The sequence below is a fragment of the Conexibacter sp. JCM 18997 genome (genome assembly GCF_055391915.1).
The window spans coordinates 409,607-431,966 of record NZ_AP043885.1; the positions used below are offsets into that span (position 1 = coordinate 409,607).

Here is a 22,360-nt window from a genome sequence, read left to right on the forward strand (position 1 = left end):
GGGTGACGAAGTGGCGCCGATGAAGCAGTGGCCGGATCAGCCGCCGCTCGCGATGCACGAGGGCGCGCTGTCGGACGGGCGCACGCTGGTGTCGCTGTCGGGCGAGCTGGATCTGGTTGGCGCGCCGGAGTTCGTCGCCCGCGTGATGGAGTGCCTGCGGACGGGCTCGGTGCTCGTCGATCTGGCAGGCTTGACGTTCATGGACTCTTCCGGCGCCCGTGCGCTGAACACGCTGATGCGCGAGTCGGCCCATACGCCCGGCGACCTTGCCGTGCGCGACGAGTTCGGCGAGAGCGTGGCCCAGCTGCTGCGCCTGACCGGCATGCTCGGCGTGCTCCCGCGGGAGGCGGCGGCGTGAGCGCGCTGCGCCGCCACAACGTCGTCGTCCACGGCGCGGTCGACGCGCCGCCGATGGTGTTCGCGCACGGCTTCGGCTGCGACCAGAACATGTGGCGCTACGTGTGGCCGGCCTTCGCCGAGGACCATCGCATCGTCCTGTTCGACCACGTCGGCATGGGCAACGCGGACCCCGCCGCCTACGACCGCGCCCGTCACGCCACGCTGGACGGCTACGCCGACGACGTGCTCGACATCTGCCGCGAGCTGGACCTGCACGACGTCGTGTTCGTGGGTCACTCGGTCAGCTCGATGATCGGGGCGCTGGCCGTCGCCCGCGAGCCCGAGCGCTTCGACCGGCTCGTGCTGGTCAGCCCGTCGCCGCGGTTCATCGACGACGGCGACTACGTCGGCGGCTTCGAGCAGCGCGACATCGAGGAGCTGCTGGACTCGATGGACAGCAACTACCTGGGCTGGTCGAGCACGATGGCGCCGGTGATCATGGGCAACCCGGATCGCCCCGAGCTGGGCGACGAGCTGGCCAACAGCTTCTGCGCCGCCGACCCGGACATCGCCCGCCGCTTCGCGCGCGTGACGTTCCTGTCGGACAACCGCGCCGACCTGCCCAACGTCAGCGTGCCGGCGCTCGTGCTCCAGTGCCGCGACGACGCGATCGCCCCGATGGCCGTCGGCGAGTACGTGGCGGAGCATCTGCCCGACGCGGAGATGGTGGTGCTCGACGCCACGGGCCACTGCCCGAATCTCAGCGCGCCGGAGGCGACGGTCGCCGCGATCCGCGGCTTCCTGACGGGTTGATGGCCGCCGAGCCCGGCGGGGCGAGCCTGGAGTCCGGCGAGGAGCTCTTCGAGCGCGCGCCCTGCGGCTACCTGACCTGCGCCCCCGACGGCACGATCGTGCGGGCCAACCAGACGCTGGAGACCTGGCTGGCCGTCGAGCGCGGCGCGCTGGTGGGCCGCCGGTTCCAGGACCTGCTGACCGGCGGCGGCCGGCTGTATCACGAGACGCACTACGCGCCGCTGCTGCGCATGCAGGACTGGGTGCGCGAGATCGCGCTGGAGATCGTCAGCGCCGACGGGACCCGGCTGCCGGTGCTGGTCAACTCGGTCCTCGAGCGCGACGCGGACGGCGAGCCGGCCCGGATCCGCACGATCCTGTTCGAGGCCTCCGACCGGCGACGCTACGAGCAGGAGCTGCTGGCCACGGCGCGGCGCGAGCAGGAGGTCGCGCTGGAGCTGCAGCGCAGCCTCCTGGGCGGCACGCCGCCCAGCGATCCGGCGTTCCTGCTGGAGGTGGCCTACGAGCCGGCCGAGACGCACCTGGAGGTCGGCGGCGACTGGTACGACGCGTTCTGGACGCAGCCCGGGGAGCGCGTCGCGCTGGTCGTCGGCGACGTCGTCGGGCGCGGCCTGGGCGCCGCGACGACGATGGGCCAGCTGCGCAGCGCCCTGCGCGCGCTGGCCGGCACCGGCCTGGGGCCCGCCGCGGTGCTGGAGGCGCTGGACGACTACCGCGCGCTGCACGAGGTCGGCGACATGGCCACGATCGTGCTGGCCGAGTTCGACCTGACGGCGGGCACGCTGCGCTACGCCTGCGCCGGGCATCCGCCGCCCGTCCTGCTGGAGCCGGCCGGCGACGCGCGCCTGCTGTGGGAGGGCCGCTCGACGCCGCTGGGCGCCCAGCCGCCCGACCAGCGCCGGCTCGAGGCGACGGTCGCGCTGGCCCGGGGCGCCACGGTCCTGCTCTACACCGACGGGCTGTTCGAGCGTCGCGACGAGCCGCTGCAGACGGGGCTGGATCGCCTGACCGCCTACCTGGCCGCGCAGGCCGGCCGGACGCCCTCGGCGCTGGCGCCGGCGATCCTGCGGCAGATGCTGGCCGGGCGCCGGCTGCCCGATGACGTCTGCCTGCTGGCGCTGCGCCGCGAGCTCGCCGGGTGAGCGAGCGGACCCAGCCGCGGCGGTTCGTCCCGCGCTTCCACTGGGAGCTGCTGGCCTGCGGCGTCACCGGCCACGAGCTGATCGGCACCGACGCGCGCACCGTGCGCGAGCAGGACCGCGTCGTCGTGCGCGAGGACGCGGCCGGCACGCGCTGGTATCGGTGCGTGCGCTGCGACAGCTGGCTTGCGCTCCCGGCGCCCGAGGCGCCCACGCGCGACTTCGTCCCGGGCGAGGACGAGGTGGTGGTGCCCCGGCGTGGCCGGGCGCTGCGCGACCGGATCGTGCTGCGCGCGATCGCCATCGACCGCGCGTTCCACTTCGTCGTGCTCGCCGTGCTGGCCATCGCGGTGTTCCTGTTCGTCGACCACCAGGCCCAGCTGCGCGACCACGTGCTGCGCGCGCTGTCGGACCTGCAGGGCACGTTCGGCGGCCCCGTCGACTCCGACCACGGCCTCGTCCACGACATCCGCCACCTGTTCAGCCTCAACAGCGGGACGCTGACGAAGATCGGGATCGCGCTGTCGGTCTACGCGGTCGTCGAGCTGATCGAGGCGTTCGGCCTGTGGTGGGGCAAGCGCTGGGCCGAGTACCTGACGCTGATCGTCACCGCCTCGCTGCTGCCGCTGGAGGTCTACGAGCTCAGCGAGCGCTTCTCGGTGCTGAAGGTCCTCACGATGGTCATCAACATCGCGGTGGTCGTCTACCTGCTGTACGCCAAGCGGCTGTTCGGCCTGCGGGGCGGCGCGGCGGCCGAGGAGGCCGCGCGCAACGCCGACGCGGGCTGGGACGCGCTGCGCCGCACAGCTCCCGCCTAAGCGGTCAGCGGGCTCGGGCCGGCGCCCCGCCGTCGACCATCGCCGTCCACAGGTCGGGCTGCGGCGTGCGGGCCTTGTCGTAGGCCCGGCGGCTGTGCGTCAGCCCCAGGTCCAGCATCAGCTCGGTGGCCTTGTACATCAGCGCGGCCGGGTTGATCAGGGGCACCGGCAGGCGCTCGGCCATGTACGGCGCGGCCTTGAACATGTTCGTCGAGCCCAGCACGATCACGTCGGCGCCGTCCTCCTCGATCGCCGCCATCGCCTGCTGCACCAGGCGCGGGAAGTAGATCGCCTGCTTCTCGTCGCCATCGAACGCGCCCGAGTAGTCGATCTCGTCGCCCTCCATGATCCCGCGCACCGACACGCAGCGGTCGGCGATGCCGTACTGCTGCAGCTTGCGCGTGTAGAGCAGCTTCTGCTCCAGCGTCATGGTCACCACGGCGAACCGGCTGCCCAGCGTCAGCGCGAGCATGTAGGCGAAGCGGCCGGGCCCGATCACCGGGATGTCCAGCACCGAGCGCAGCACGTCCAGGCCCGAGTCGCTCATCGTCTCGATGACGACCGCGTCGTAGCCCTCGGCCTCGGCCGTCAGGCCCGCCTCGATCGCGCCGATGTCGGCCAGCATCAGGTCGTGCTCGCTGTCCCAGTGGACCGGGGCCATCTTCACCGGCCGGATGTCGAACTGGATGTCCGGCGCCATCCGGACCTGCCCCATCTGGGACCGCGTGATCTCGCCGATCGCGTCGGCCCGCTCGTGGGTGGAGGGGCACAGCACCAGCACGCGTCGCATTCGCTTTTCGCTCCAAGGCCAAAGGGTCTAAGTCAGACAATGACCATTGAAGCGCATTTCGCGCTACTCGGGGGTGACGTAGGCCCCCGAGATGCCGCCGTCGACCAGGAACGTCGACGCGGTCACGAACGACGACTCGTCGGAGGCCAGGAACAGCGCCGCGTTGGCGATCTCCGTGGCGTCGCCGAAGCGGCCCATCGGGATGTGGACCAGGCGACGGGCGGCGCGCTCGGGATCCTTGGCGAACAGCTCGCGCAGCAGCGGCGTGTCGACGGGCCCGGGGCACAGGGCGTTGACGCGCACGCCCTGGCGGGCGAACTCGACGCCCAGCTCGCGCGACATGGCCAGCACGCCGCCCTTGGACGCCGTGTAGGAGATCTGCGAGGTGGCCGCGCCCATCACGGCGACGAACGACGCGGTGTTGATGACCGAGCCGCCGCCGCTCTCCAGCAGCTTGGGGATCCCGTACTTGCAGCACAGGAAGACGCTGCGCAGGTTGACCATCTGGACGCGCTCCCACGCCTCCAGCGTGGTCTCGATCACCGAGCCGTCGTCGTCGGGGGAGATGCCCGCGTTGTTGAACACCACGTCCAGGCGCCCGAACGCCTCGACGGCCCGGTCGAACATGTCGGCGACCTGGCCCTCGTGCGTCACGTCGACCTGCAGCGACAGGTCGCCCGGGGCGTCCTCGCTCAGATCGACGCCCACGACCTTGGCCCCCTCGGCCTGGAAGCGCGCCACCGTCGCCGCGCCGATCCCGCCCGATGCCCCCGTCACGAGGCACACCTTGTCCTGCAGTCTCATGCCTGCCCTGTCGCGTAGTAGATGGTCTTGACCTCGGTGTAGGCGTCCAGCGCGTGCGGCCCGAGCTCGCGCCCGTAGCCGGACTGCTTGAAGCCGCCGAACGGCGTCGTCACCCGCACCGAGGAGTTGGAGTTGATCGACAGCACGCCGGTGTCGATCGCCCGGGCCACGCGCAGCGCGCGGCCGCCGTCGCGCGACCAGATCGAGCCCGACAGGCCGTAGATCGTGTCGTTGGCCAGGGCGATCGCCTCGGCCTCGTCGCGGAACGGGATGACCGTGGCCACCGGGCCGAAGATCTCCTCGCGCACCGCGCGGTCGTCGGGACCGACCGGGCAGAGCACGGTGGGCGCGAACCAGTAGCCCGGGCCGTCGGGGACCGAGCCGCGGATGGCCACCGGTGCGTCGGCGGGCACGAACGACGCCACCTGGTCGCGGTGCGCGGCGGAGATCAGCGGGCCCATCTGCGTGGCCTCGTCGAGCGGGTCGCCGACCACGATCGCCTCGACCGCCGCCTCGAAGGCCTCCATGAAGCGGTCCAGCGCGCTGCGCTCCACCAGGATGCGCGAGCGCGCGCAGCAGTCCTGGCCGGCGTTGCCGAAGACGGCCATCGGCGCGGCCGCGGCGGCCGCCTCCAGGTCGGCGTCGGCGAACACGACGTTGGCCGACTTCCCGCCCAGCTCGAGCGTCACGCGCTTGATCGTCGCCGCCGCCCCCGCAGCGATCGTCCGGCCCACCTCGGTCGAGCCGGTGAAGGCGATCTTGGCCACGTCGGGATGCTCGACCAGCCGCGCCCCGCAGGTCGAGCCGGGCCCGACGACGACGTTGAGCACGCCCTCGGGCAGGCCGGCCTCCAACGCCAGCTCGGCGAAGCGCAACGCCGTCAGCGGCGTCAGCTCGGCGGGCTTGAGCACCACCGTGTTGCCGGCGGCCAGCGCCGGCCCCATCTTCCAGGCGGCGATCACCAGCGGGAAGTTCCATGGCGTGATCAGCCCCACCACGCCCAGCGGCTCGCGGACGGTCATCCCCAGACCGCCCGCGACCTCGATGGTGTCGCCGATCGGCCGCTCCGGGGCGCCCGCGTAGTAGCGGAACACCTCGGCCACCATGCCCATCTCACCGCGGGCGTCACCGATCGGCTTGCCCGCGTTGCGCGCCTCCAGACGCGCCAGCTCCTCCAGATGCTCCTCGACCACCCCGGCGACGCGGCCCAGCAGCCGGGCGCGATCGCCCGGCGCCACCGCGCGCCACGCCGGATAAGCGGCGCGCGCGGCGGCCACGGCGGCGTCGACCTCCTCGACGCCGCCGCGTGTCACCTCTTCCAGCACCCGCTCCGTCGCGGGCTCGATCACCTGCAATTCCGTCACCGTCATCAATCGCCAGAGACGGCCAGGCCGTCGCCCTCCATCTTGATCGTCTTGCGCGGGCCGGTGAACGTGTTGCGCACGCCGCCGAACCAGGAGACCGTGACCAGCAGCACGACCAGGCCGACGACGAGCGGCGCGTAGTTGGCCGACGCCCAGTCGAAGTCGCTGCTCCACCACACGGCCGTCGGTGTGATCGGCAGGCTGAACACCACGGTGCACAGCGCCACCCAGGCGACCGCCACCGGGCACATCCACTTGTACTTGTTCCCCAGCGTCCAGGGACCGGGCTTGAACGTGTCGCCCATGCGCCAGCGCAGGAAGATCGGGATCGCGTAGGCGATGTACAGCCCGATCACGGCGATCGACACGACGGCGAAGAAGGCCACCGGGATGCCGCCGGAGAAGCCCTTCAGCGCCGGCAGCGTGATGATCAGCGCCGCCACGGCCGAGGCCAGCACCGAGTAGGCGGGCACGCGGTGGTGGTTGAGCCTGGTCCACAACCGGTGGCCGGGCACCGCGCCGTCGCGCGAGAACGCGTACATCATGCGCGAGCAGCTGGTCAGGCAGGCCATGCCGCAGAACAGCTGGCCGATCGTCGAGATGATGATCACCGTCTTGGCCCACCCGCCGCCCAGCGCCGTCTCGAAGATCGTCGGCGAGAAGCCGGCGGCGTCGTTGATGGCGGGCACGTCGGTGGCCGCGAAGGTGATGGCCAGCAGCACGATCCAGCCGATCACGGCCGAGTAGAAGACCGACCGCCACACGCCCTTGGGCGCCACCTCGGCGGCGTTGTGGGTCTCCTCGGAGACGTGCGCCGAGGCGTCATAGCCGGTGATCGTGTACATCGTCAGCAGGCCGCCCACGGGCAGGATGTAGAACCAGTACATCGACATGCTGAAGCCGGAGTTGTTGATCCGGTCGGTGAACACGAAGTTGGCCGACTGGTGCGTGTCGGGCACGATCACCAGGATCGCCACGATCACCGCGACGCCGAGCACGTGCCACCACACGGAGATCGTGTTGAACAGCGCCACCAGCGGCGAGCTGAAGATGTTCAGCAGCGCGTGCAGCGTCAGCACGAGGAAGAACAGCACGAACGTCTCGGTCAGCACGTGCGCGCCGTCGGCGAAGTTGATGAAGCCCAGGTCGACCGAGTAGAGGCTGAAGACGACGTTGAGGAACGTCGCGCCGGCGTAGTCCACGGAGGCCACGACGGCGATCAGGCCGATCAGGTTGAACCAGCCGGTGAACCAGCCCCAGGCGGCGCCGCCGAGCTCGCTGGCCCACCAGTAGATGCCGCCCGACGTCGGGTAGGCCGACACCAGCTCGGCCATGCAGAAGGCGATGATCAGGATGAAGCACGAGATGATCGGCCAACCCCAGGAGATGGCGATCGGGCCGCCGTTGTTCCAGGCCTGGCCGTAGGTCGTGAAGCAGCCGGCCAGGACCGAGATGATCGTGAACGAGATGGCGAAGTTCGAGAACCCGCCCCAGGCGCGCTTCAGGCTCTGCTCGTAGCCCATCTCGGCGAGCCGTTGCTCGTCGCGATTCACCGGTGGTTCGGTGACTGTGCTCATCGTGTGGAAACCCTCCCCAGGGCTAAAGGTCCGATGGTCCGTCCTTCGAACGCGAATCTATGCCCCGGGACGGACAGCCGTCAACCGACTCGCGGTCCCAAAGGTTCGTGGTGGCTCCACGATGCGGTCCACAACGGGCGGGCGGACGATGCTCGGCATGGTCCGACGCCTGCTGCTTCCGCTCGTAGTGCTGCTGCTCGCCGTGCCCGCCGGGGCCAGCGCCGAGGTGCGCTACGCGATCCCCGACGGTGCGGTGCGCTTCGACGCCTGCCCGGTCGAGGAGCCGTGCGGCCTGGAGTACGCGATCCGCTACGCGCGTCCCGGCGACGAGGTCCGGCTCGGGCCGGGCACCTACAACGTCCTGTCGGGCATCGACGCCACGGCCGAGGGCATGGTGGTGCACGGACCGGCGCCCGGTCAGCCCGCCACGATCGTCTCCACCGGACCCGGCCGCGCCTTCTCGATCACCGGCGCGAACATCACCTTCAGCGACCTGATCATCAAGAGCTCCGCGCTGATGGGGCAGCCGCTCGTCGCCCTGCTGGGAGCCAACGACCTGCTCGACCGCGTGGCCATCTCCGCGATCGGCAGCGGCCCCACCGGCATCGCGCTGGGCGGCGGCTCGCTCGTGCGCAACACCGTCATGCGGGTCACCGGCCTGAACCCGGGCGGGATCGCCTCCGCGCCCGGCGGCGGGCGCATCATCGGCTCGACGTTGATCCTCAACGGCACCAACGCGCGGGGCGTGTTCGCCAGCTCGTGCTTCGGCACGCCGGCCGCGCTGCGGATCGTCAACTCGATCGTGCGCACCTCCGGGCGCGACGTCGAGGCGAGCAACTCGTGCCCCGGCGCCGCCCCGGTGACCGTCAGCGTGCTCGCGTCGAACTTCGCCACCGCCAGCGCCACCACGGGCGGTTCGATCATCGCCGGCGCCACCAACCAGCGGGCCGGGCGCGAGCCGCGCTTCGTCGACTTCGGGGCCGGCGACCTGCGCCAGGCGCCCGACTCGCCGACGATCGACGCCGGGCGGGTGGAGCCCGACGCCGGTGCCCTCGACGTGGCCGGGCACTCGCGGCTGACCGGGCGGGCCACCGACATCGGCGCCTACGAGCACGTCGTCGCGTTCCCGGGCGCGAGCGGAGGCGGCGGGGGCGCGGTGGCCGACGCGCCGGTGGTCACCGTCCCGGTGCCCGCGGGCGGCAGCGTGCCGCCGTCGACCGAGCCGATCCCGGGCGTGACGACGCCCAGCGCCGCGGCCAGCCAGCGCATGCGCATCACCGCGGTGCGGCTGGGGCGCAGCACGGTCGCCGTGCGCGTGTCGGCCACCGCCCGCGTGAAGATCGTGATCGCGCGCCAGGCCGGCCGGCGCTGGCGCACGGTCACCACCGTGCGAGCCAAGCGGCGCGGGGCCGGTCCGGTGCGCCGCTCGCTGATCGCCCACATGCGCCTGCGCGACGGGCGCTACCGCGTGAAGGTCACCGCGATCGGCCCGGCGGGCACCGGCGTGACCACGGTCACCAAGCGCTTGGGTTAGCCCTCCCACCCGCCGAGTGGCACATTCCCGCCGCTGAGCGGCGGGAATGTGCCACTCGGCCGCGGTCAGGGGAGCAGGCCGGCGAGCACGTGCTCGGTGCCGTGCAGGTGCTCGCTGACCAGGCGCGCCGCGGCGTCCGCGTCGTGCGCCCGGAGCGCGCCCACCAGCCGGCGGTGCTGGTCGTTGGCCCAGTCGAGCACCTCGGGCGGGTGGGCGATGTGCGCGATCAGGTCGGTCATCGCGCTCTGCGCCTCGGTCATGGCCACGATCAGGCGCGGGCTGCGGCTGGCCTCGGCCATCCCGATGTGGAAGCGCACGTCGGCCCGGCGGTAGGCCGGGAAGTCGTCGATCAGGTCGTCGATCTCCTCGACGACCTCGGCCAGCGCGTCGACCTCCTCGCGTGTGGCCCGCTCGGCGGCCAGCACGGCGACGCCGAGCTCGACCGACAGGCGCCAGTCGCACACGTCGCGCCACTGGGCCAGCTCCTCGGGCGTCGGCGGCTCGGTCAGCGGCGGACGGTCGGCCACGAACGTGCCGCCACCGCGCCCGCGCTGGGCGTGCAGGTGCCCGCTCTGGGCCAGCGCGGTCAGCGCCTGACGCAAGGTCGAGCGGGCGATGCCGAGCATCGCGCACAGCTCCCGCTCGGGCGGCAGCTGCGTGCCGGGCTGCAGCAGCCCGAGCTTGATCGCCGTGCCCAGGCGATCGACGGTCTCCTCGAACGCGGTCTGCGAGCGGACCGGCGCGAAGACGGCCTCGCCGGAGTCCAGGCTCACAATCGCTCGAACCCCCGATAGCGCTCCCAGTCGGTCACGGCGCTCTCGAAGGCGGCCAGCTCGACGTCGGCGGCGTTGACGTAGTGGTCGACGACCTCGTCGCCCAGCGCCGCGCGGGCCACGGCGGACGCGGCGAACAGGTCGCGGGCCTCGCGCAGCGTGGTGGGCACGCGCGGCTTGTCGGCCGTGTAGGCGTTGCCCTCCAGCGCGGGCTCCAGCTCCAGGCCCGCGTCGACGCCGTGCAGGCCCGCGGCGATCAACGCGCTCAGCGCCATGTACGGGTTCAGGTCGGCGCCGCCGGCCCGGTTCTCGAAGCGCATCCCCGGCCCGTGGCCGACCACGCGCAGCGAGCACGTGCGGTTGTCGTGGCCCCAGGCCACGGCGGTCGGGGCGAAGGAGCCCGCGGCGAAGCGCTTGTAGGAGTTCACGTTGGGGGCCAGCAGCAGCGTCAGCTCGCGCAGGCAGGCCAGCTGCCCGGCCAGGAACGCGTCGAACAGGCCCTGGTCGCGGGAGAACAGCGGTCCGTCGGCGTCGGCCAGCGAGAAGTGGATGTGGCACGAGTTGCCCTCGCGCTCGTCCCACTTGGCCATGAACGTGATCGCCATGCCCTCCTGCGCGGCGATCTCCTTGGCCCCGTTCTTGTAGATCGCGTGTGCGTCGGCGCTGGCCAGCGCGGTGTCGTAGTGGAAGTTGATCTCGTGCTGGCCGAGGTTGCACTCGCCCTTGGAGTCCTCGACGGCCATGCCCGCGGCGTACATGTCGTTGCGGATGCGGCGGATCAGCGGCTCGATCCGCGCGGTGCCCAGCAGCGAGTAGTCGACGTTGTAGAGGTTGGCCGGATCGAGGTCGCGGTAGCCCTTCTTCCAGGCGTCCTCGTAGGTGTCGCGGAAGACGATGAACTCCAGCTCGGTGCCCGCGTTGGCCGTCCAGCCGCGCTCGGCCAGCCGCTCGAGCTGGGCGCGCAGGACCTGGCGGGGCGAGGCGACGACGGGCGAGCCGTCGGCCCACTCGACGTCGGCCAGGCACACGACGGTCGCCTCCTGCCAGGGCACGGGCCGCAGCGTGGCCAGGTCGGGTCGCATCACGAAGTCGCCGTAGCCGCGCTCCCACGACGCCATCGCGAAGCCCTCGACGGTGGCCATGTCGACGTCGACGGCCAGCAGGTAGTTGCAGCCTTCGGCGCCGTGGTCGGCGACCTCGTCGACGAAGAACCGCGCGTGCAGGCGCTTGCCCTGCAGCCGGCCCTGCATGTCCGTGATGGCGAGCAGGACCGTGTCGACCGTTCCGGCGTCGACCGCTGCGCGCAGCTCCTCCAGGGTCATGCCGCGGGAAGGTATCGCGGTCAGACCTTCACTTCCAGGACACATGGTCCATAGGGCATGATCCGGCCATGCGCGACCTGGCCGAGCTGCTGCCGCTCCTGGAGGCGGAGCTGGGTCCGCTGGACGGCGAGCCCGTGGAGCTGACCACCGGGATCACCAACCGCAACCTGCGCGTGCGCCTGGGCGGCGACGACTACGTGGTCCGCCTGTGCGCGCCCAGCGCGACGGTGCTGGGGATCGACCGCGGCTGCGAGGCCGAGGCGGGGCGGCGGGCCGCGGCGCTGGGCCTGGGCCCGCCGGTGGCGCTGGCCCCCGACGGCGCCCTGGTCACCCGGTGGCTGGACGGCGGGACGCTGACCGGCGAGCAGGTGCGGGCCCGGCTGGGCGAGATCGCGCCCGCGCTGCGCGCCTTCCACCAGTCCACGCCGGCGCTCCCGTTCGCCTTCGCGGTCTTCCGCCTGGCCGAGACGCACGCGCAGATCGCCGCCGCGCGCCTGCCGCCCGCGCACGCGCACGCGCAGATCGTCGCGCTGGCCGCGCGCATCGAGGCCGCGCTGACCGGGCCCGACCACGCGCCGTGTCCCTGCCACAACGACCTGCTGACCGCCAACTTCGTCTCCGACGGCCAGCGCATCCACCTCGTCGACTGGGAGTACTCCGGGATGAACGATCCCTTCTTCGACCTCGGCAACCTGTCGGTCAACAACGGCCTCGACGAGGCCGGCGACCGCGCGTTGCTGGAGGCGTACTTCGGCGAGCCACCCGGGGAGCGGCGCTTCGCCGCGCTGCGCCTGATGCGCATCGTCTCCGACCTGCGCGAGGCGATGTGGGGCGCGGTGCAGGCCACGGTCTCGCCGCTGGACAACGACTACGACGCCTACGCGGCCGAGCACTTCGCCCGCCTGGAGACCGCGGCCGGCGACCCGCGCGTGGAGGAGTGGTTGCATGCCGCGGCCGCGTGACGTTCCCGACCGCGCCCGCGTGGTCATCATCGGCGGCGGCGTGGGCGGCTGCTCGATCGCCTACCACCTGGCCCAGCTGGGCGAGCGCGACGTCGTGCTCGTCGATCGCAACGAGCTGACCAGCGGCTCGACCTTCCACTCGGCCGGCCTGGTCGGCCAGCTGCGCGGCTCGGTCTCGCTGACCAGGATGATGATGCACTCCGTCGACCTGTACCGGACGCTGGACTGCGGCTGGGTCGAGTGCGGCGGCATCCGGCTGGCCTGCACGCCCGAGCGCGAGCAGGAGGTGATGCGCCAGGTGGCCTGGGCGCGCACGTTCGGGCTGCCGCTCGAGCTGCTCTCGCCCGACGAGGCGCGCGAGCTGTTCCCCCTGATGGTCACCGACGGCGTGCGCTGCGCGTCCTACCTGCCCACCGACGGCTACCTGGACCCGTCGCAGCTGACCTACGCGCTGGCCGAGGGTGCGCGCGAGGGCGGCGTGCGGATCTTCACCCATACGCGCGTCAACGCCATCGACGTGCGCGGCGGGCGCGTGCGGGCGGTCGAGACCGAGTGGGGCCGCATCGAGGCCGAGGTGGTGATCGACGCGGGCGGGATGTACGCCGCGGAGATCGCCCGCATGGCCGGCGTGCGCGTGCCGATCGTCCCGATGGCCCACGAGTACCTGGTCACCCAGCCGTTCCGGGAGGACCGCGTGGCCGGCGAGCACCTGCCCACGCTGCGCGACCCGGACCTGCTGATCTACTTCCGCGAGGAGGGCGCGGGCCTGGTCATGGGCGGGTACGAGCGCCACAGCGCGGCGTGGGCGCTGGGCGCCGACGGCCTGGACGCGATCCCCGCCGACTTCAACGGGCAGCTGCTGGAGGAGGACTGGGACCGCTTCGCGGAGATCGCCGTGAACTCGCGCAAGCGCGTGCCGGCGATGGAGGACATCACGGTGACCAAGCTGATCAACGGTCCCGAGGCGTTCACGCCCGACAACGAGTTCTGCCTGGGGGAGAGCGACGTCGCGGGCTTCTTCGTGGCCGCGGGCTTCTGCGCGCACGGGCTGGCCGGCGCCGGCGGCATCGGCCAGGTGCTGGCCCAGTGGGTGGTCGACGGCGAGCCGCCGATGGACCTGTGGCGGATGGACGTGCGCCGCTTCGGTCCCCAGTACCGCTCGCCCAGCTACACGCTGGCCCGGGTCCGCGAGAACTACGAGACGTACTACGACATCGAGTACCCCGGCCACGAACGCACCGCCGGGCGCCCGCTGCGCCTGTCCAGCGCGTACGGCTGGCACGCGGCCCACGGCGCGGCGTTCGGCGAGAAGGCCGGCTGGGAGCGGGTCAACTGGTACGAGCCCAACGCGGCCGCGGGCGACGAGGCGCTGCGCCCCCGGGGCTGGGCGGGCATGCACTGGTCGCCGGCGATCGGCGCCGAGCACCGCGCCTGCCGGGAGGCGGCCGCGCTGTTCGACGAGTCGTCGTTCGCCAAGATCGAGATCTCCGGGCTGGGGGCGGCGGCGTTCCTGGAGGCGGTGTGCGCCAACGACGTGGCCGGCGACGTCGGGCGCGTCGTCTACACGCAGCTGCTCAACCGGCGCGGCGGGATCGAGGCCGACGTGACGATCGCCCGGCTGGCCGACGACCGCTTCCTGCTGATGACCGGCACGGCGTTCGGCGCGCACGACCTGGCCTGGCTGCGCCGCCACGCCAACCATGACGTGACGCTGACCGACGTCACGTCAGCCTGGGCCTGCTTCGGCCTGTGGGGCCCGCGGGCGCGCGACATCCTGGCGCCGCTCAGCCCCGATCCGCTGACCGCGCCGTACATGAGCGTGGTGGAGACGACCATCGGGCCCGTGCCGGTGCGCGCCGCCCGCGTGACGTTCGTCGGCGAGCTGGGCTGGGAGCTGTCGTGCCCGGTCGAGTACGGCGCCGGGCTGTGGTCGACGGTGTGGGAGGCCGGCCAGGCGCACGGGCTGGTGGCCGGCGGCTACAAGGCGATCGACGCGCTGCGCCTGGAGAAGGGCTACCGCGTGTGGGGCGCGGACATCACGCCCGACGACACGCCGCTGGAGGCCGGCCTGGGCTGGGCGGTGGCCGAGGGCAAGCCGATGTCCAACCTGCCCGAGCCGACGCGGCGCCTGCGCTGTCTGGTGCTCGACGACCCGCGCTCGGTGGCGCTGGGCAACGAGCCCGTGCGCATCGACGGGGCGATCGTCGGGCGCGTGACCAGCGGCGGCTACGGCTACAGCGTCGAGCGCTCGATCGCCTACGCCTACCTGCCCGCCGACGTCGCGGTCGGCACCGCGGTGGCGGTCGACGTGTTCGGCGCGTGGGTGGAAGGCGAGGTGGCGGCCGAGCCCCTGTACGACCCACGCGGCGAGCGGGTCAGGGGATGAGCGACGACGTCGAGGTGGCGATCGTCGGCGGCGGGGTCGTCGGCTGCGCGATCGCGCTGGCCCTGGCCCGCCGGGGCGTGGAGGTCGCGCTGCTGGAGGCCGAGGCCGAGCTCGCGCTGGGGGCCAGCGGCACGAACTCGGGGATCCTGCACAGCGGCTTCGACTCGGTGCCCGGCGAGCTGGAGACGAAGATGATCCTGCGCTCGGTGCCCCAGCGCGCGGCGCTGGCCGAGGCGTTCGGGCTGCCCGTGCTGCGCTGCGGCGCGCGCATGCGCGACGCGCCGCCCGGCTACCCGCGCAACCGCGTGCGGGCGCGCCGCGACGCCGACGGCACGCTGGAGATCCCGGGGGAGTGGGTCACCGATCCGGTGGCCTGGACGCTGGCGCTGGCCGCGGGAGCGCAGGCGCTCGGGGCGCAGGTGAACACGGGGTTCGGCGTCGTCTCGATCGACGAGGACCCGGCGCTGCACGCGGCCAGCGGCGAGACGGTGCGCGCGCGGCGCGTCGTCAACGCCGCCGGCCTGCACGCCGACGCCGTCGCCGCGCTGGCCGGCGACGCCACGGCGTTCGCCATCTATCCGCGCAAGGGCGAGTTCCTGGTGTTCGACACGACCGTCGACCAGGTCCTGCTCCCGGTGCCCAGCGAGCGCACCAAGGGCGTGCTCGTGTTCCCGACGATCGACGGGATGACCGTGGCCGGCCCGACCGCGGTCGACGGCGACGACAAGGACGACTGGTCGGTGCGCCCGCAGGCCCGCGCCGAGCTGCTCGCCGCCGCCGTGGCCATGCACCCGCCGCTGGAGGGCCTGGAACCGGTGGCCGCCTACGCCGGGCTGCGGCCCGCCGGACGCGACGCCAACTACGTGATCGGCCCGTCGCGCGTGCAGCCCTGGCTGATCCACGCCGCGGCGATCCGCTCGACGGGGCTGAGCGCGTCGCTGGGCATCGGCGAGCACGTGGCCGAGCTGATCGCGCCCGGCCGGCGGGCCGCGCCGCTACCGGCGATCGCGCCGCCCGCGCCCGATCGCGAGCCCTGGTGGCGGCGCACGGCGCGGCTGCGCGCGGCATGAGCGGGCTGCTGCTCGGCATCGACGAGGGCACGACGGCGGTCAAGGTCGTGGCCTACGACCTGGAGCTGCGCGAGGTCGCCTCGGCGCGCCGGCGCGTGGCGGTCCGGCATCCGCGCCCTGGCTGGGTGGAGAAGGACGCCCAGGCGGTCCTCGACGCCGTGGTCGACGCGGTCGCCGAGGTGCTCGGGGCGACCGACGGCGAGGTCGTCGCCTGCGGTCTGGATCACGAGGGCGAGTCGGTGCTGGCCTGGGACGGGGCGACCGGCCGGGCGCTGACGCCGGTGATCGTCTGGCAGGACAAGCGCTCCGAGGCGGTGCTGGAGCGCCTGGACGCGCTCGCCATCCAGGCGCGCTCCGGGCTGCCGCTGGATCCGTACTTCAGCGCCGGCAAGCTGGCCTGGCTGCTGGAGCAGGATGCCTCGTTGGGCTCGGCCCGGCTGGGCACGCTGGACGCGTTCCTGCGCGACCGCCTCGGGGCCGGGTTCGCCACCGACCCGTCGACCGTGTCGCGCACCCAGCTCGGCCTGGGCGACTGGGACCCGTGGCTGCTGGACGCGTTCGGCGTGCCGGCGGGCGCGCTGCCCGAGATCGGCGACAGCGCGGGCGATCTGGGCAGGCTGCGCCACGAGCGCTGGCCCGTCGACCTGCCGCTGCGGGCCAGCGTGGTCGACCAGCAGGCGGCGCTGGCCGGAGCGGGCTGCGTGACGCCCGGCGCGGTCAAGGCGACCTACGGCACGGGGGTGTTCGTGCTCGCCCACGCCGGGTCCGAGCGCCCACAGGCCGACGGCCTGCTGCCCACGGTGGCCTGGCGCATCGGCGGGCGCACCGACTGGGCCCTGGACGGCGGCGTGTTCACCGCGGGCGCGCTGCTGGAGTGGCTCAGCGGAGAGCTCGGGCTGGCCGCCGATCCGGCCGCGCTCGCGACGCTGGCCGCGACCGTCGACGACGCCGGCGGCGTGCGCGTGCTGCCCGCCCTGTCGGGGCTGGGCGCGCCCTGGTGGCGGCCGCAGGCCCGCGGCGTGATCGCGGGGCTGACCGCGGCATCGACGCCCGCGCACCTGGCCCGGGCCGCGCTGGAGGCGATCGCCTGGCGCGTGGCCGACATCCTCGAGCGCCTGCCGCGGGCCGATCAGCTGCGCGTGGACGGCGGGCTGACCAACGGCGAGCTGCTGCTGGCGGTGCAGGCCGACGCGGCCGGCGTCCCGGTGGCCCGCGGCGCGGTCGACGCGACGGCGGCGGGCGCGGCGGCGCTGGCCGGCGTGGGGGCGGGACTGTGGGACGTGGAGGGGATCGCCCAGCGCGTGCCGGTGGGCCCACCGATCGCCCCACGCCGCGACGCGGGCTGGCGCACGCGCGAGCACGCGGCCTGGCGCTCCTTCGCCCAGGCCGCGGCTGCGCTGCCCTGTTAGCGGTGGCCGCGTCCGCGGTCGACCGCGGCGAGCGCGTCGATGACGCCCTCGCCGTAGAACCCGTTGACCGAGGCGTTGCCCTCGCAGGTCGCCGTGAAGGCCGGATCCAGGCCCTCGTAGACGAACGGGTTGGTCGACGGGCACGGCGTGTCGGTCGCCGTGCGCTTGAGCACCTGCTCGACCAGATCCGGGTCGGCGCGCACGCCGCCGTTCTGCCGGTCGCGCCGCCCGTACTGGGCCACGATCAGCGCCGCGACGCCGACCGCATGGGGTGCGGCCATCGACGTGCCCTGCAGGTACTGGTAGTACGAGCACGGCCCGGCGGTGCAGTCCTTGACGACGAAGTCGTTCGTCGGCTCACCCGCCTCGTCGATGTCCCCGTTGGCCCGGCCGATCGACTCCGGGTAGGGCGCCAGGATCAGGTTCGGCGTGGTGCCGTTCTGCTCGGTGCCCGGGTAGTCCCAGTAGTCGCCGCCCGGCGCGGACACGTCGGCCTGCTCGACCCCGTAGTCGGAGTAGTAGGCCTTGCGCCCGCTCGGCCCGACCGAGGTCACGCCGATCACGCCGTCGGCCTCGGTGGGCATCGACTCGCAGCCGTTGTCGATCGTCCGCGGGTGCGGCGACGTCTCGGCGTCCGGGTAGTCGGGGCTGGTGTCGTCGGACACCGGCTTGCCCAGATCGGTATGGCCGTTGCCCTCCGCGGCGATCGTGGTCACACCGCGGTCGCGGGCGTAGTCGATCGCCCGCTGCGTGGCCGACAGGATCAACCGCTGCTCGCGCTGCTCGGCCGGCGAGTCCGCCGGGTTGGCCGTGCAGTTGTAGAGCCACGGGTCGATGTAGAACGACATGTTGACCACGTCGATGCCGTTGTCGCCGGCGTAGGTCAGCGCGTCGAGGACCGGACCGAGGAAGAAGTACCCCGCGTCCTGTCCGGCCCGCAGGTTGACCAGGTCCACGCCGGGGGCCACGCCCCCGATGCCGATCCCGTTCAGCGGCGAGCCGATCGTGCCGGCCACGTGCGTGCCGTGGCCGTCCTCGTCGACGTCCGCCGGGTCCTCGCACGAGCCGTCCGGGTCCGTCTCACAGGCGCCGTCGACCACCGGATCGTCGACCGTGAAGTTGCGGCTCAGCGCGCGGTCGAAGTTCGGCGCGATGTCGGGATGGGACCCGTCGATGCCCGTGTCGATGATGCCCACGCGCACGTCGTGACTGCCCTGCTGCACGGCGTAGGAGCCGTCGGCGGTCGCGTCGATCATGTCCATGTCCCACTGCAGCGCGGCCAGTGGGTCGGGCGTGATGCTGCCGTGTCCGCCCCCGCCGGGCCCGGGCCCGGGCCCGTGGCCGTGACCACGGCCGCGCCGGGACTGGCGGCCGCTGCGCTGCGCGTCGCGCACCGACTGCGCCCGCTCCAGCTGGCGCTCGCCCTTGCGCCGCTGCGCGGGGACCGTGCCGATCGGCTCGTTGCTGGCGGCGCCCTCCAGCGCCGGCTCGGACGCCACCGCGTCCTCGAAGCCGGCGTCGGTGGCCTGCACCGTGGCCACGCCGATCTCCGTGTTCTCCTCGACGATCCGCCCTCCGTGACGCTCGATCGCCGCCCTCGCCTCCGCGGGCGAGACGCCCTCCTGGTAGACGACGACGTACTTGCGCTGCCCGGCCTGGTCGGTGTCGGCGGATGCCGACGTGGCCGTGGCGAGCAGGCCCAACGCGGCGGCCAACGCCGCGAAAGCGAGCTTCCTCATGCAACCTCCCTGCAAGGTTGTGTGTGGAGTGGTTTCCCCGCCGGCCTCCCAACCTGCGGGTTATCGGACTGCGGCGGAAAACCTAGCGAGGGTCAGTCGGCGGCGACGGCTGAGGGCGCGGGAACGTCGCTGCGCTGACGACCGGTCAGGGCCAGGACGATGGCCGGGATGATGGCGATCGCGGTCAGCGCGACGGCCCACCAGAAGGCGCCGCCGAAGGCGTTGGCCAAGGGGTCGGCCAGCTGGGCGCGCGCGGCGGGCGGGATCGAGCCCGCGGCCTCCAGGCCACCGCCGGCGGCGGCGCCCGGGACGTTGTCGGTGATCTGGTGCGACAGGACGACGGCCAGCACGGCGGTGCCGATCGAGCCGCCGACGCGCTGGATGACGTTGAGCGCGCTGGTCGCGCGGGGCACGGCGGTGCGCTCCATCGAGGCGTAGGCGGCAGCCATCGCCGGCATCATGGCCAGGCCCAGCGCGATGCCCCGGAAGAACAGGACGCCCTCGACCAGGAACAGCGAGGTCGAGCCCTGCACGAGCGCCAGCGGGACGGTGGTCAGCACGGCCAGCGCGATGCCCAGCACGGCGACCTTCCCGCCGCCGATCTTGTCGGTCAGGATCCCGGCGACCGGCATCATCAGCGCCGCGCCGATGCCCTGCGGGGCGGTCAGCAGGCCGGCGTGCAGCGCGCTCTCGCCCCGCGCCACCTGGAAGAACAGGGGCAGCAGGAGCATCGAGCCGAAGAAGGCGGTCGCGAACAGCAGCACGGTGGCGGCCGACGCGCTGAACGCGGGCACCTTGAACAGGCGCACGTCGATCAGCGGCCGCGGGGCGCGCAGGGCGTGCAGCGCGAACAGGACGATCAGGGCGATGCCGCCGAACAGCGGCAGCCAGGCCAGCGTGGAGCTCAGGCCGCCATGGCTGGAGGTCTCCGACAGGCCGAACACGGCGAGGCCGAGGCCGGGGGAGAGCAGGGCCAGGCCGCGCCAGTCCAGGCGGCCGGGGTGCTCGGAGGCGTTGATCTTCGGCAGCCAGCGCATGCCCATGACCAGGGCGACCGCGCCGATCGGGACGTTGACGAAGAAGATCCAGCGCCAGGACAGGTGATCGACGATCAGGCCGCCGATGACCGGGCCGATGACCGGGCCCAGCAGCATGGGGACGCCGATGATGCTCATCACGCGGCCGACCCGCTGGGGGCCGGCGGTCTGCGTCAGCATGATCATCCCGACGGGCATGACCATGCCGCCGCCCAGCCCCTGCAGGACGCGGAAGGCGACGAGCGAGGGCAGGTCCCAGGCCAGGCCGCACAGGACCGAGCCGCCGATGAACAGCGACACCGAGGTCAGCCACACGCGGCGCGCGCCGAAGCGCTCCGACATCCAGCCGGTCAACGGGATCACGACGGCCAGCGCCAGCAGGTAGCCGGTGGCCACCCACTGGACGTCGTCCAGGCCGACATGGAGGTCCTGACTGAGGGTCTCCAGCGCGACGTTGACGATCGTCGTGTCGAGGATCGACATGATCGCGCCGACCACCACGACGGCCGAGATCAGCAGCAGGTTGTTGTCGAGCCCGAAGAGGGAGGAGCGGTTCTTCATCTAGCCGAAGGATAGCACGCTATTCATTAGGGCGCTACGCTATTGCCTCGTGAGCGCCGAGTCCTTCAACGAGTCCCTGGAGCAGTTCTTCCGCGCGATGCGCGACGCCCGTCTGAAGGCGGCGCCGATCCCCGGCAACATCACGCTGCCGCAGATGATCCTGCTGCTCCCGCTGCTGGATCGCGAGCATCCCTGCGGGGTGCGCGACCTGGCCGAGGCGGCGGGCATCGCCTCACCGACGGCCAGCCGCATGCTCGACGGCCTGGAGCGCGACGACCTGATCACGCGGCGCCCGTCGGAGACCGACCGGCGCAGCGTCGTCGTCGCGCTGACCGACGAGGGGCGCGCGCAGGTCCATGAGGCACGCGAGGCCCAGCGCGCCGCCCGCCTGGAGCTCTACGGCCGCCTGGACGCCGAGGAGCAGCAGGAGGCCGAGCGCATCCTGCGCCGCCTGACCGAGATCATCCAGGTCCCCTGAGCGCCGCCCGGCGGATCTTGCCGCTCGTCGTCTTGGGCAGCTCGTCGGCGAAGTCGACGATGCGCGGGTACTTGTAGGGCGCTGTCGTCGCCTTGACGTGGTCCTGCAGCTCGCGGGCCAGCTCCGCGCTGCCGGCGTGGCCGTCGCGCAGCACGACGACCGCGCGCACGACGCTGCCGCGCTCGTCGTCGGGCGCGGCCACCACCGCGGCCTCGGCCACCGCCGGGTGGGCGACCAGCGCCGACTCGACCTCGAACGGGCCGATCCGGTAGCCGGCGGAGATGATCACGTCGTCGGTGCGCCCCTCGAAGAACAGGTAGCCGTCCTCGTCCTCGACCACCCGGTCGCCGGTGCGCCAGGGCCGGTCCAGCGCCGGCCGGTCGTCGCCCAGGTAGCCCCCGAAGAACGTCGGCACGGTGGCCGGATCGGCGACCAGCTCGCCGTCGTCGATCCACAGGCGCATGCCGGGCAGCGGCTTGCCCATCGAGCCCGGGCGGATCGGCGCGTCCAGCGGCGCACCGGTCATCTGGCCGGTCTCGGTCTGGCCGTAGCCGTCGCGGATCCACACGCCGACCGCCTCGTGCCACGCGCTCAGCACCTCGGGGTTGAGCGCCTCGCCGGCCGCGACCGCGCCGCGCAGCGTGGGCAGCGGCCGCAGCGCGGTGCGCTTGGCGATCACGCGGTACTCGGTTGGCGCCATGCACAGCACGTCGACGCGCTCGCGCTCGAGCAGGTCCAGCCGCTCGGCCGGGTCGAAGCGCCCGTCGTGCAGCAGCGCCGCGGCGCCGCGGATCCAGGGCGCGACGAACACGTTGCGGGCCGACTTGCTCCAGCCCGAGGCCGCGGTGCACCACACCAGCTCGCCCGGCTGCGCGGCCAGCCAATGCGTGGCCTGCACGTGCTGGCCGGCCAGGTAGCGCTGCGTGTGGACGACCGCCTTGGGCGCGCCGGACGTGCCCGAGGTGAAGATGATCACGGCGGGCTCGGCGGCGTCCAGCTCGACCGCGGGCGCGGGCGGCGCGGCGCGCCACAGCGCGTCGTCGGGCACGAGCAGCACGGGTACCTCGCCGGTGCCCGCGGCCTCCAGCTCGGTCCGGTTGCGCTCGTCGGCCACGACGACCCGGGGTCGGGCGATCTCCAGGCGCAGGGCCAGGTCCTTGGCCCGCAGCTGCTCGTTGCAGGGCAGCACCGTCGCGCCGATGCGCCAGCAGGCGACCATCGTCATCACCCACTCGGGCCGGTTGCCCACCAGCGTCATCACGACGTCGCCGCGGGCCACGCCGTGCGCGGCCAGCGTGCCGGCCAGGCGGGCCGCGCCGTCGGCGACCTCGCCGAAGGTCCACGCGCGCCGGCGGCCGTCGCGCGACAGCTCCACCAGGGCCAGGCGGGCGGGATCGGCGGCGTCGACCACGTCGCGGGCGAAGTTCACGTGCGGCAGCGTATGG

General features: G+C 73.1%; 19 protein-coding genes. 10 read left to right on the forward strand and 9 right to left on the reverse strand.

The window, feature by feature from the left end:
* Nucleotides 1-19: 19 nt before the first annotated feature.
* From ACZ5UI_RS02155 to ACZ5UI_RS02170, 4 genes are read left to right on the forward strand one after another with little or no spacing between them, the layout of a single operon-like run.
* On the forward strand, nt 20-358 hold the full coding sequence (locus tag ACZ5UI_RS02155; RefSeq protein WP_464197741.1) for an STAS domain-containing protein: 339 nt from the start codon (nt 20-22) through the stop codon (nt 356-358).
* On the forward strand, nt 355-1,152 hold the full coding sequence (locus ACZ5UI_RS02160; protein ID WP_464193753.1) for an alpha/beta fold hydrolase: 798 nt from the start codon (nt 355-357) through the stop codon (nt 1,150-1,152). The genes ACZ5UI_RS02155 and ACZ5UI_RS02160 overlap by 4 nt, the downstream gene beginning before the upstream one ends.
* Nucleotides 1,152-2,294 (forward strand): PP2C family protein-serine/threonine phosphatase, encoded by a 1,143-nt coding sequence (locus tag ACZ5UI_RS02165; RefSeq protein WP_464193755.1) that lies wholly within the window; start codon nt 1,152-1,154, stop codon nt 2,292-2,294. The genes ACZ5UI_RS02160 and ACZ5UI_RS02165 overlap by 1 nt, the downstream gene beginning before the upstream one ends.
* Entirely contained in the window at nt 2,291-3,109 is an 819-nt protein-coding gene (locus ACZ5UI_RS02170) for a DUF2127 domain-containing protein (RefSeq protein WP_464193757.1), read from the forward strand. Before ACZ5UI_RS02165 ends, ACZ5UI_RS02170 begins: the two co-directional genes overlap by 4 nt.
* A 4-nt stretch (nt 3,110-3,113) precedes the next feature.
* Here ACZ5UI_RS02170 and ACZ5UI_RS02175 read toward each other — a convergent pair whose 3' ends face one another.
* From ACZ5UI_RS02175 to ACZ5UI_RS02190, 4 genes are all read right to left on the reverse strand, one after another.
* A complete protein-coding gene (locus ACZ5UI_RS02175; protein ID WP_464193759.1) occupies nt 3,114-3,899 on the reverse strand; it encodes an aspartate/glutamate racemase family protein in 786 nt (261 codons plus the stop codon).
* Between the two features lie 63 nt (nt 3,900-3,962).
* Nucleotides 3,963-4,703 carry a 3-oxoacyl-ACP reductase gene (locus ACZ5UI_RS02180; RefSeq protein WP_464193761.1) on the reverse strand — a complete coding sequence of 247 codons (741 nt, stop codon included), beginning with the start codon at nt 4,701-4,703 and terminating at the stop codon, nt 3,963-3,965.
* Nucleotides 4,700-6,073 (reverse strand): aldehyde dehydrogenase family protein, encoded by a 1,374-nt coding sequence (locus ACZ5UI_RS02185; protein ID WP_464193763.1) that lies wholly within the window; start codon nt 6,071-6,073, stop codon nt 4,700-4,702. Before ACZ5UI_RS02185 ends, ACZ5UI_RS02180 begins: the two co-directional genes overlap by 4 nt.
* Nucleotides 6,073-7,644, reverse strand: a complete 1,572-nt coding sequence (locus tag ACZ5UI_RS02190; protein WP_464193765.1) for an amino acid permease — start codon at nt 7,642-7,644, stop codon at nt 6,073-6,075. Before ACZ5UI_RS02190 ends, ACZ5UI_RS02185 begins: the two co-directional genes overlap by 1 nt.
* Nucleotides 7,645-7,801: 157 nt before the next feature.
* Between ACZ5UI_RS02190 and ACZ5UI_RS02195 the strand changes: the two genes are divergently transcribed.
* On the forward strand, nt 7,802-9,178 hold the full coding sequence (locus tag ACZ5UI_RS02195; RefSeq protein WP_464193767.1) for a choice-of-anchor Q domain-containing protein: 1,377 nt from the start codon (nt 7,802-7,804) through the stop codon (nt 9,176-9,178).
* A gap of 65 nt (nt 9,179-9,243) precedes the next feature.
* Here ACZ5UI_RS02195 and ACZ5UI_RS02200 read toward each other — a convergent pair whose 3' ends face one another.
* Together ACZ5UI_RS02200 and ACZ5UI_RS02205 are read right to left on the reverse strand one after the other, a co-directional pair.
* Nucleotides 9,244-9,951, reverse strand: coding sequence for a FadR/GntR family transcriptional regulator (locus ACZ5UI_RS02200; protein ID WP_464193769.1), 708 nt, complete (start codon nt 9,949-9,951; stop codon nt 9,244-9,246).
* The gene (locus ACZ5UI_RS02205) at nt 9,948-11,273 is read right to left on the reverse strand and encodes a glutamine synthetase family protein (RefSeq protein WP_464193771.1); all 1,326 of its coding nucleotides are present in this window, start codon (nt 11,271-11,273) and stop codon (nt 9,948-9,950) included. Before ACZ5UI_RS02205 ends, ACZ5UI_RS02200 begins: the two co-directional genes overlap by 4 nt.
* A gap of 68 nt (nt 11,274-11,341) precedes the next feature.
* Here ACZ5UI_RS02205 and ACZ5UI_RS02210 point away from each other — a divergent pair, with 68 nt between their 5' ends.
* Genes ACZ5UI_RS02210 through ACZ5UI_RS02225 form a run of 4 tightly spaced genes read left to right on the forward strand, consistent with a single transcriptional unit; the run spans nt 11,342 to nt 17,100 of the window.
* Nucleotides 11,342-12,235: a phosphotransferase gene (locus ACZ5UI_RS02210; protein ID WP_464193773.1), complete on the forward strand. Its 894-nt coding sequence runs from the start codon at nt 11,342-11,344 to the stop codon at nt 12,233-12,235.
* On the forward strand, nt 12,219-14,621 hold the full coding sequence (locus ACZ5UI_RS02215) for a GcvT family protein (RefSeq protein WP_464193775.1): 2,403 nt from the start codon (nt 12,219-12,221) through the stop codon (nt 14,619-14,621). The genes ACZ5UI_RS02210 and ACZ5UI_RS02215 overlap by 17 nt, the downstream gene beginning before the upstream one ends.
* A complete protein-coding gene (locus tag ACZ5UI_RS02220) occupies nt 14,618-15,691 on the forward strand; it encodes an NAD(P)/FAD-dependent oxidoreductase (RefSeq protein ID WP_464193776.1) in 1,074 nt (357 codons plus the stop codon). The genes ACZ5UI_RS02215 and ACZ5UI_RS02220 overlap by 4 nt, the downstream gene beginning before the upstream one ends.
* Nucleotides 15,688-17,100, forward strand: a complete 1,413-nt coding sequence (locus ACZ5UI_RS02225) for an FGGY family carbohydrate kinase (protein ID WP_464193778.1) — start codon at nt 15,688-15,690, stop codon at nt 17,098-17,100. The genes ACZ5UI_RS02220 and ACZ5UI_RS02225 overlap by 4 nt, the downstream gene beginning before the upstream one ends.
* On the opposite strand, the gene ACZ5UI_RS02230 is transcribed toward ACZ5UI_RS02225, so the two are convergent.
* Both ACZ5UI_RS02230 and ACZ5UI_RS02235 read right to left on the reverse strand, forming a co-directional pair.
* The gene (locus ACZ5UI_RS02230) at nt 17,097-18,839 is read right to left on the reverse strand and encodes a S8 family peptidase (RefSeq protein ID WP_464193780.1); all 1,743 of its coding nucleotides are present in this window, start codon (nt 18,837-18,839) and stop codon (nt 17,097-17,099) included. The two genes, ACZ5UI_RS02225 and ACZ5UI_RS02230, sit on opposite strands and share 4 nt — an antisense overlap.
* A 92-nt stretch (nt 18,840-18,931) precedes the next feature.
* A complete protein-coding gene (locus ACZ5UI_RS02235; protein WP_464193782.1) occupies nt 18,932-20,437 on the reverse strand; it encodes an MDR family MFS transporter in 1,506 nt (501 codons plus the stop codon).
* A 49-nt stretch (nt 20,438-20,486) separates the two neighbouring features.
* On the opposite strand from ACZ5UI_RS02235, the gene ACZ5UI_RS02240 reads away from it, so the two are divergent.
* A complete protein-coding gene (locus ACZ5UI_RS02240) occupies nt 20,487-20,915 on the forward strand; it encodes a MarR family winged helix-turn-helix transcriptional regulator (protein WP_464193784.1) in 429 nt (142 codons plus the stop codon).
* Here ACZ5UI_RS02240 and ACZ5UI_RS02245 read toward each other — a convergent pair.
* A complete protein-coding gene (locus ACZ5UI_RS02245; RefSeq protein WP_464193786.1) occupies nt 20,899-22,344 on the reverse strand; it encodes an acyl-CoA synthetase in 1,446 nt (481 codons plus the stop codon). The genes ACZ5UI_RS02240 and ACZ5UI_RS02245 overlap by 17 nt on opposite strands.
* Nucleotides 22,345-22,360 lie beyond the last annotated feature (16 nt).

What these genes read in the sequence shown, in the direction of transcription:
- ACZ5UI_RS02190 (WP_464193765.1), bottom strand. Translation starts at nt 7,644, where the DNA reads ATGAGCACAGTCACCGAACCACCGGTGAATCGCGACGAGCAACGGCTC.
- ACZ5UI_RS02215 (WP_464193775.1), top strand. Translation starts at nt 12,219, where the DNA reads ATGCCGCGGCCGCGTGACGTTCCCGACCGCGCCCGCGTGGTCATCATC.
- ACZ5UI_RS02235 (WP_464193782.1), bottom strand. Translation starts at nt 20,437, where the DNA reads ATGAAGAACCGCTCCTCCCTCTTCGGGCTCGACAACAACCTGCTGCTG.
- ACZ5UI_RS02230 (WP_464193780.1), bottom strand. Translation starts at nt 18,839, where the DNA reads ATGAGGAAGCTCGCTTTCGCGGCGTTGGCCGCCGCGTTGGGCCTGCTC.
- ACZ5UI_RS02205 (WP_464193771.1), bottom strand. Translation starts at nt 11,273, where the DNA reads ATGACCCTGGAGGAGCTGCGCGCAGCGGTCGACGCCGGAACGGTCGAC.
- ACZ5UI_RS02210 (WP_464193773.1), top strand. Translation starts at nt 11,342, where the DNA reads ATGCGCGACCTGGCCGAGCTGCTGCCGCTCCTGGAGGCGGAGCTGGGT.
- ACZ5UI_RS02220 (WP_464193776.1), top strand. Translation starts at nt 14,618, where the DNA reads ATGAGCGACGACGTCGAGGTGGCGATCGTCGGCGGCGGGGTCGTCGGC.
- ACZ5UI_RS02155 (WP_464197741.1), top strand. Translation starts at nt 20, where the DNA reads ATGAAGCAGTGGCCGGATCAGCCGCCGCTCGCGATGCACGAGGGCGCG.
- ACZ5UI_RS02165 (WP_464193755.1), top strand. Translation starts at nt 1,152, where the DNA reads ATGGCCGCCGAGCCCGGCGGGGCGAGCCTGGAGTCCGGCGAGGAGCTC.
- ACZ5UI_RS02225 (WP_464193778.1), top strand. Translation starts at nt 15,688, where the DNA reads ATGAGCGGGCTGCTGCTCGGCATCGACGAGGGCACGACGGCGGTCAAG.
- ACZ5UI_RS02180 (WP_464193761.1), bottom strand. Translation starts at nt 4,703, where the DNA reads ATGAGACTGCAGGACAAGGTGTGCCTCGTGACGGGGGCATCGGGCGGG.
- ACZ5UI_RS02185 (WP_464193763.1), bottom strand. Translation starts at nt 6,073, where the DNA reads ATGACGGTGACGGAATTGCAGGTGATCGAGCCCGCGACGGAGCGGGTG.
- ACZ5UI_RS02175 (WP_464193759.1), bottom strand. Translation starts at nt 3,899, where the DNA reads ATGCGACGCGTGCTGGTGCTGTGCCCCTCCACCCACGAGCGGGCCGAC.
- ACZ5UI_RS02195 (WP_464193767.1), top strand. Translation starts at nt 7,802, where the DNA reads ATGGTCCGACGCCTGCTGCTTCCGCTCGTAGTGCTGCTGCTCGCCGTG.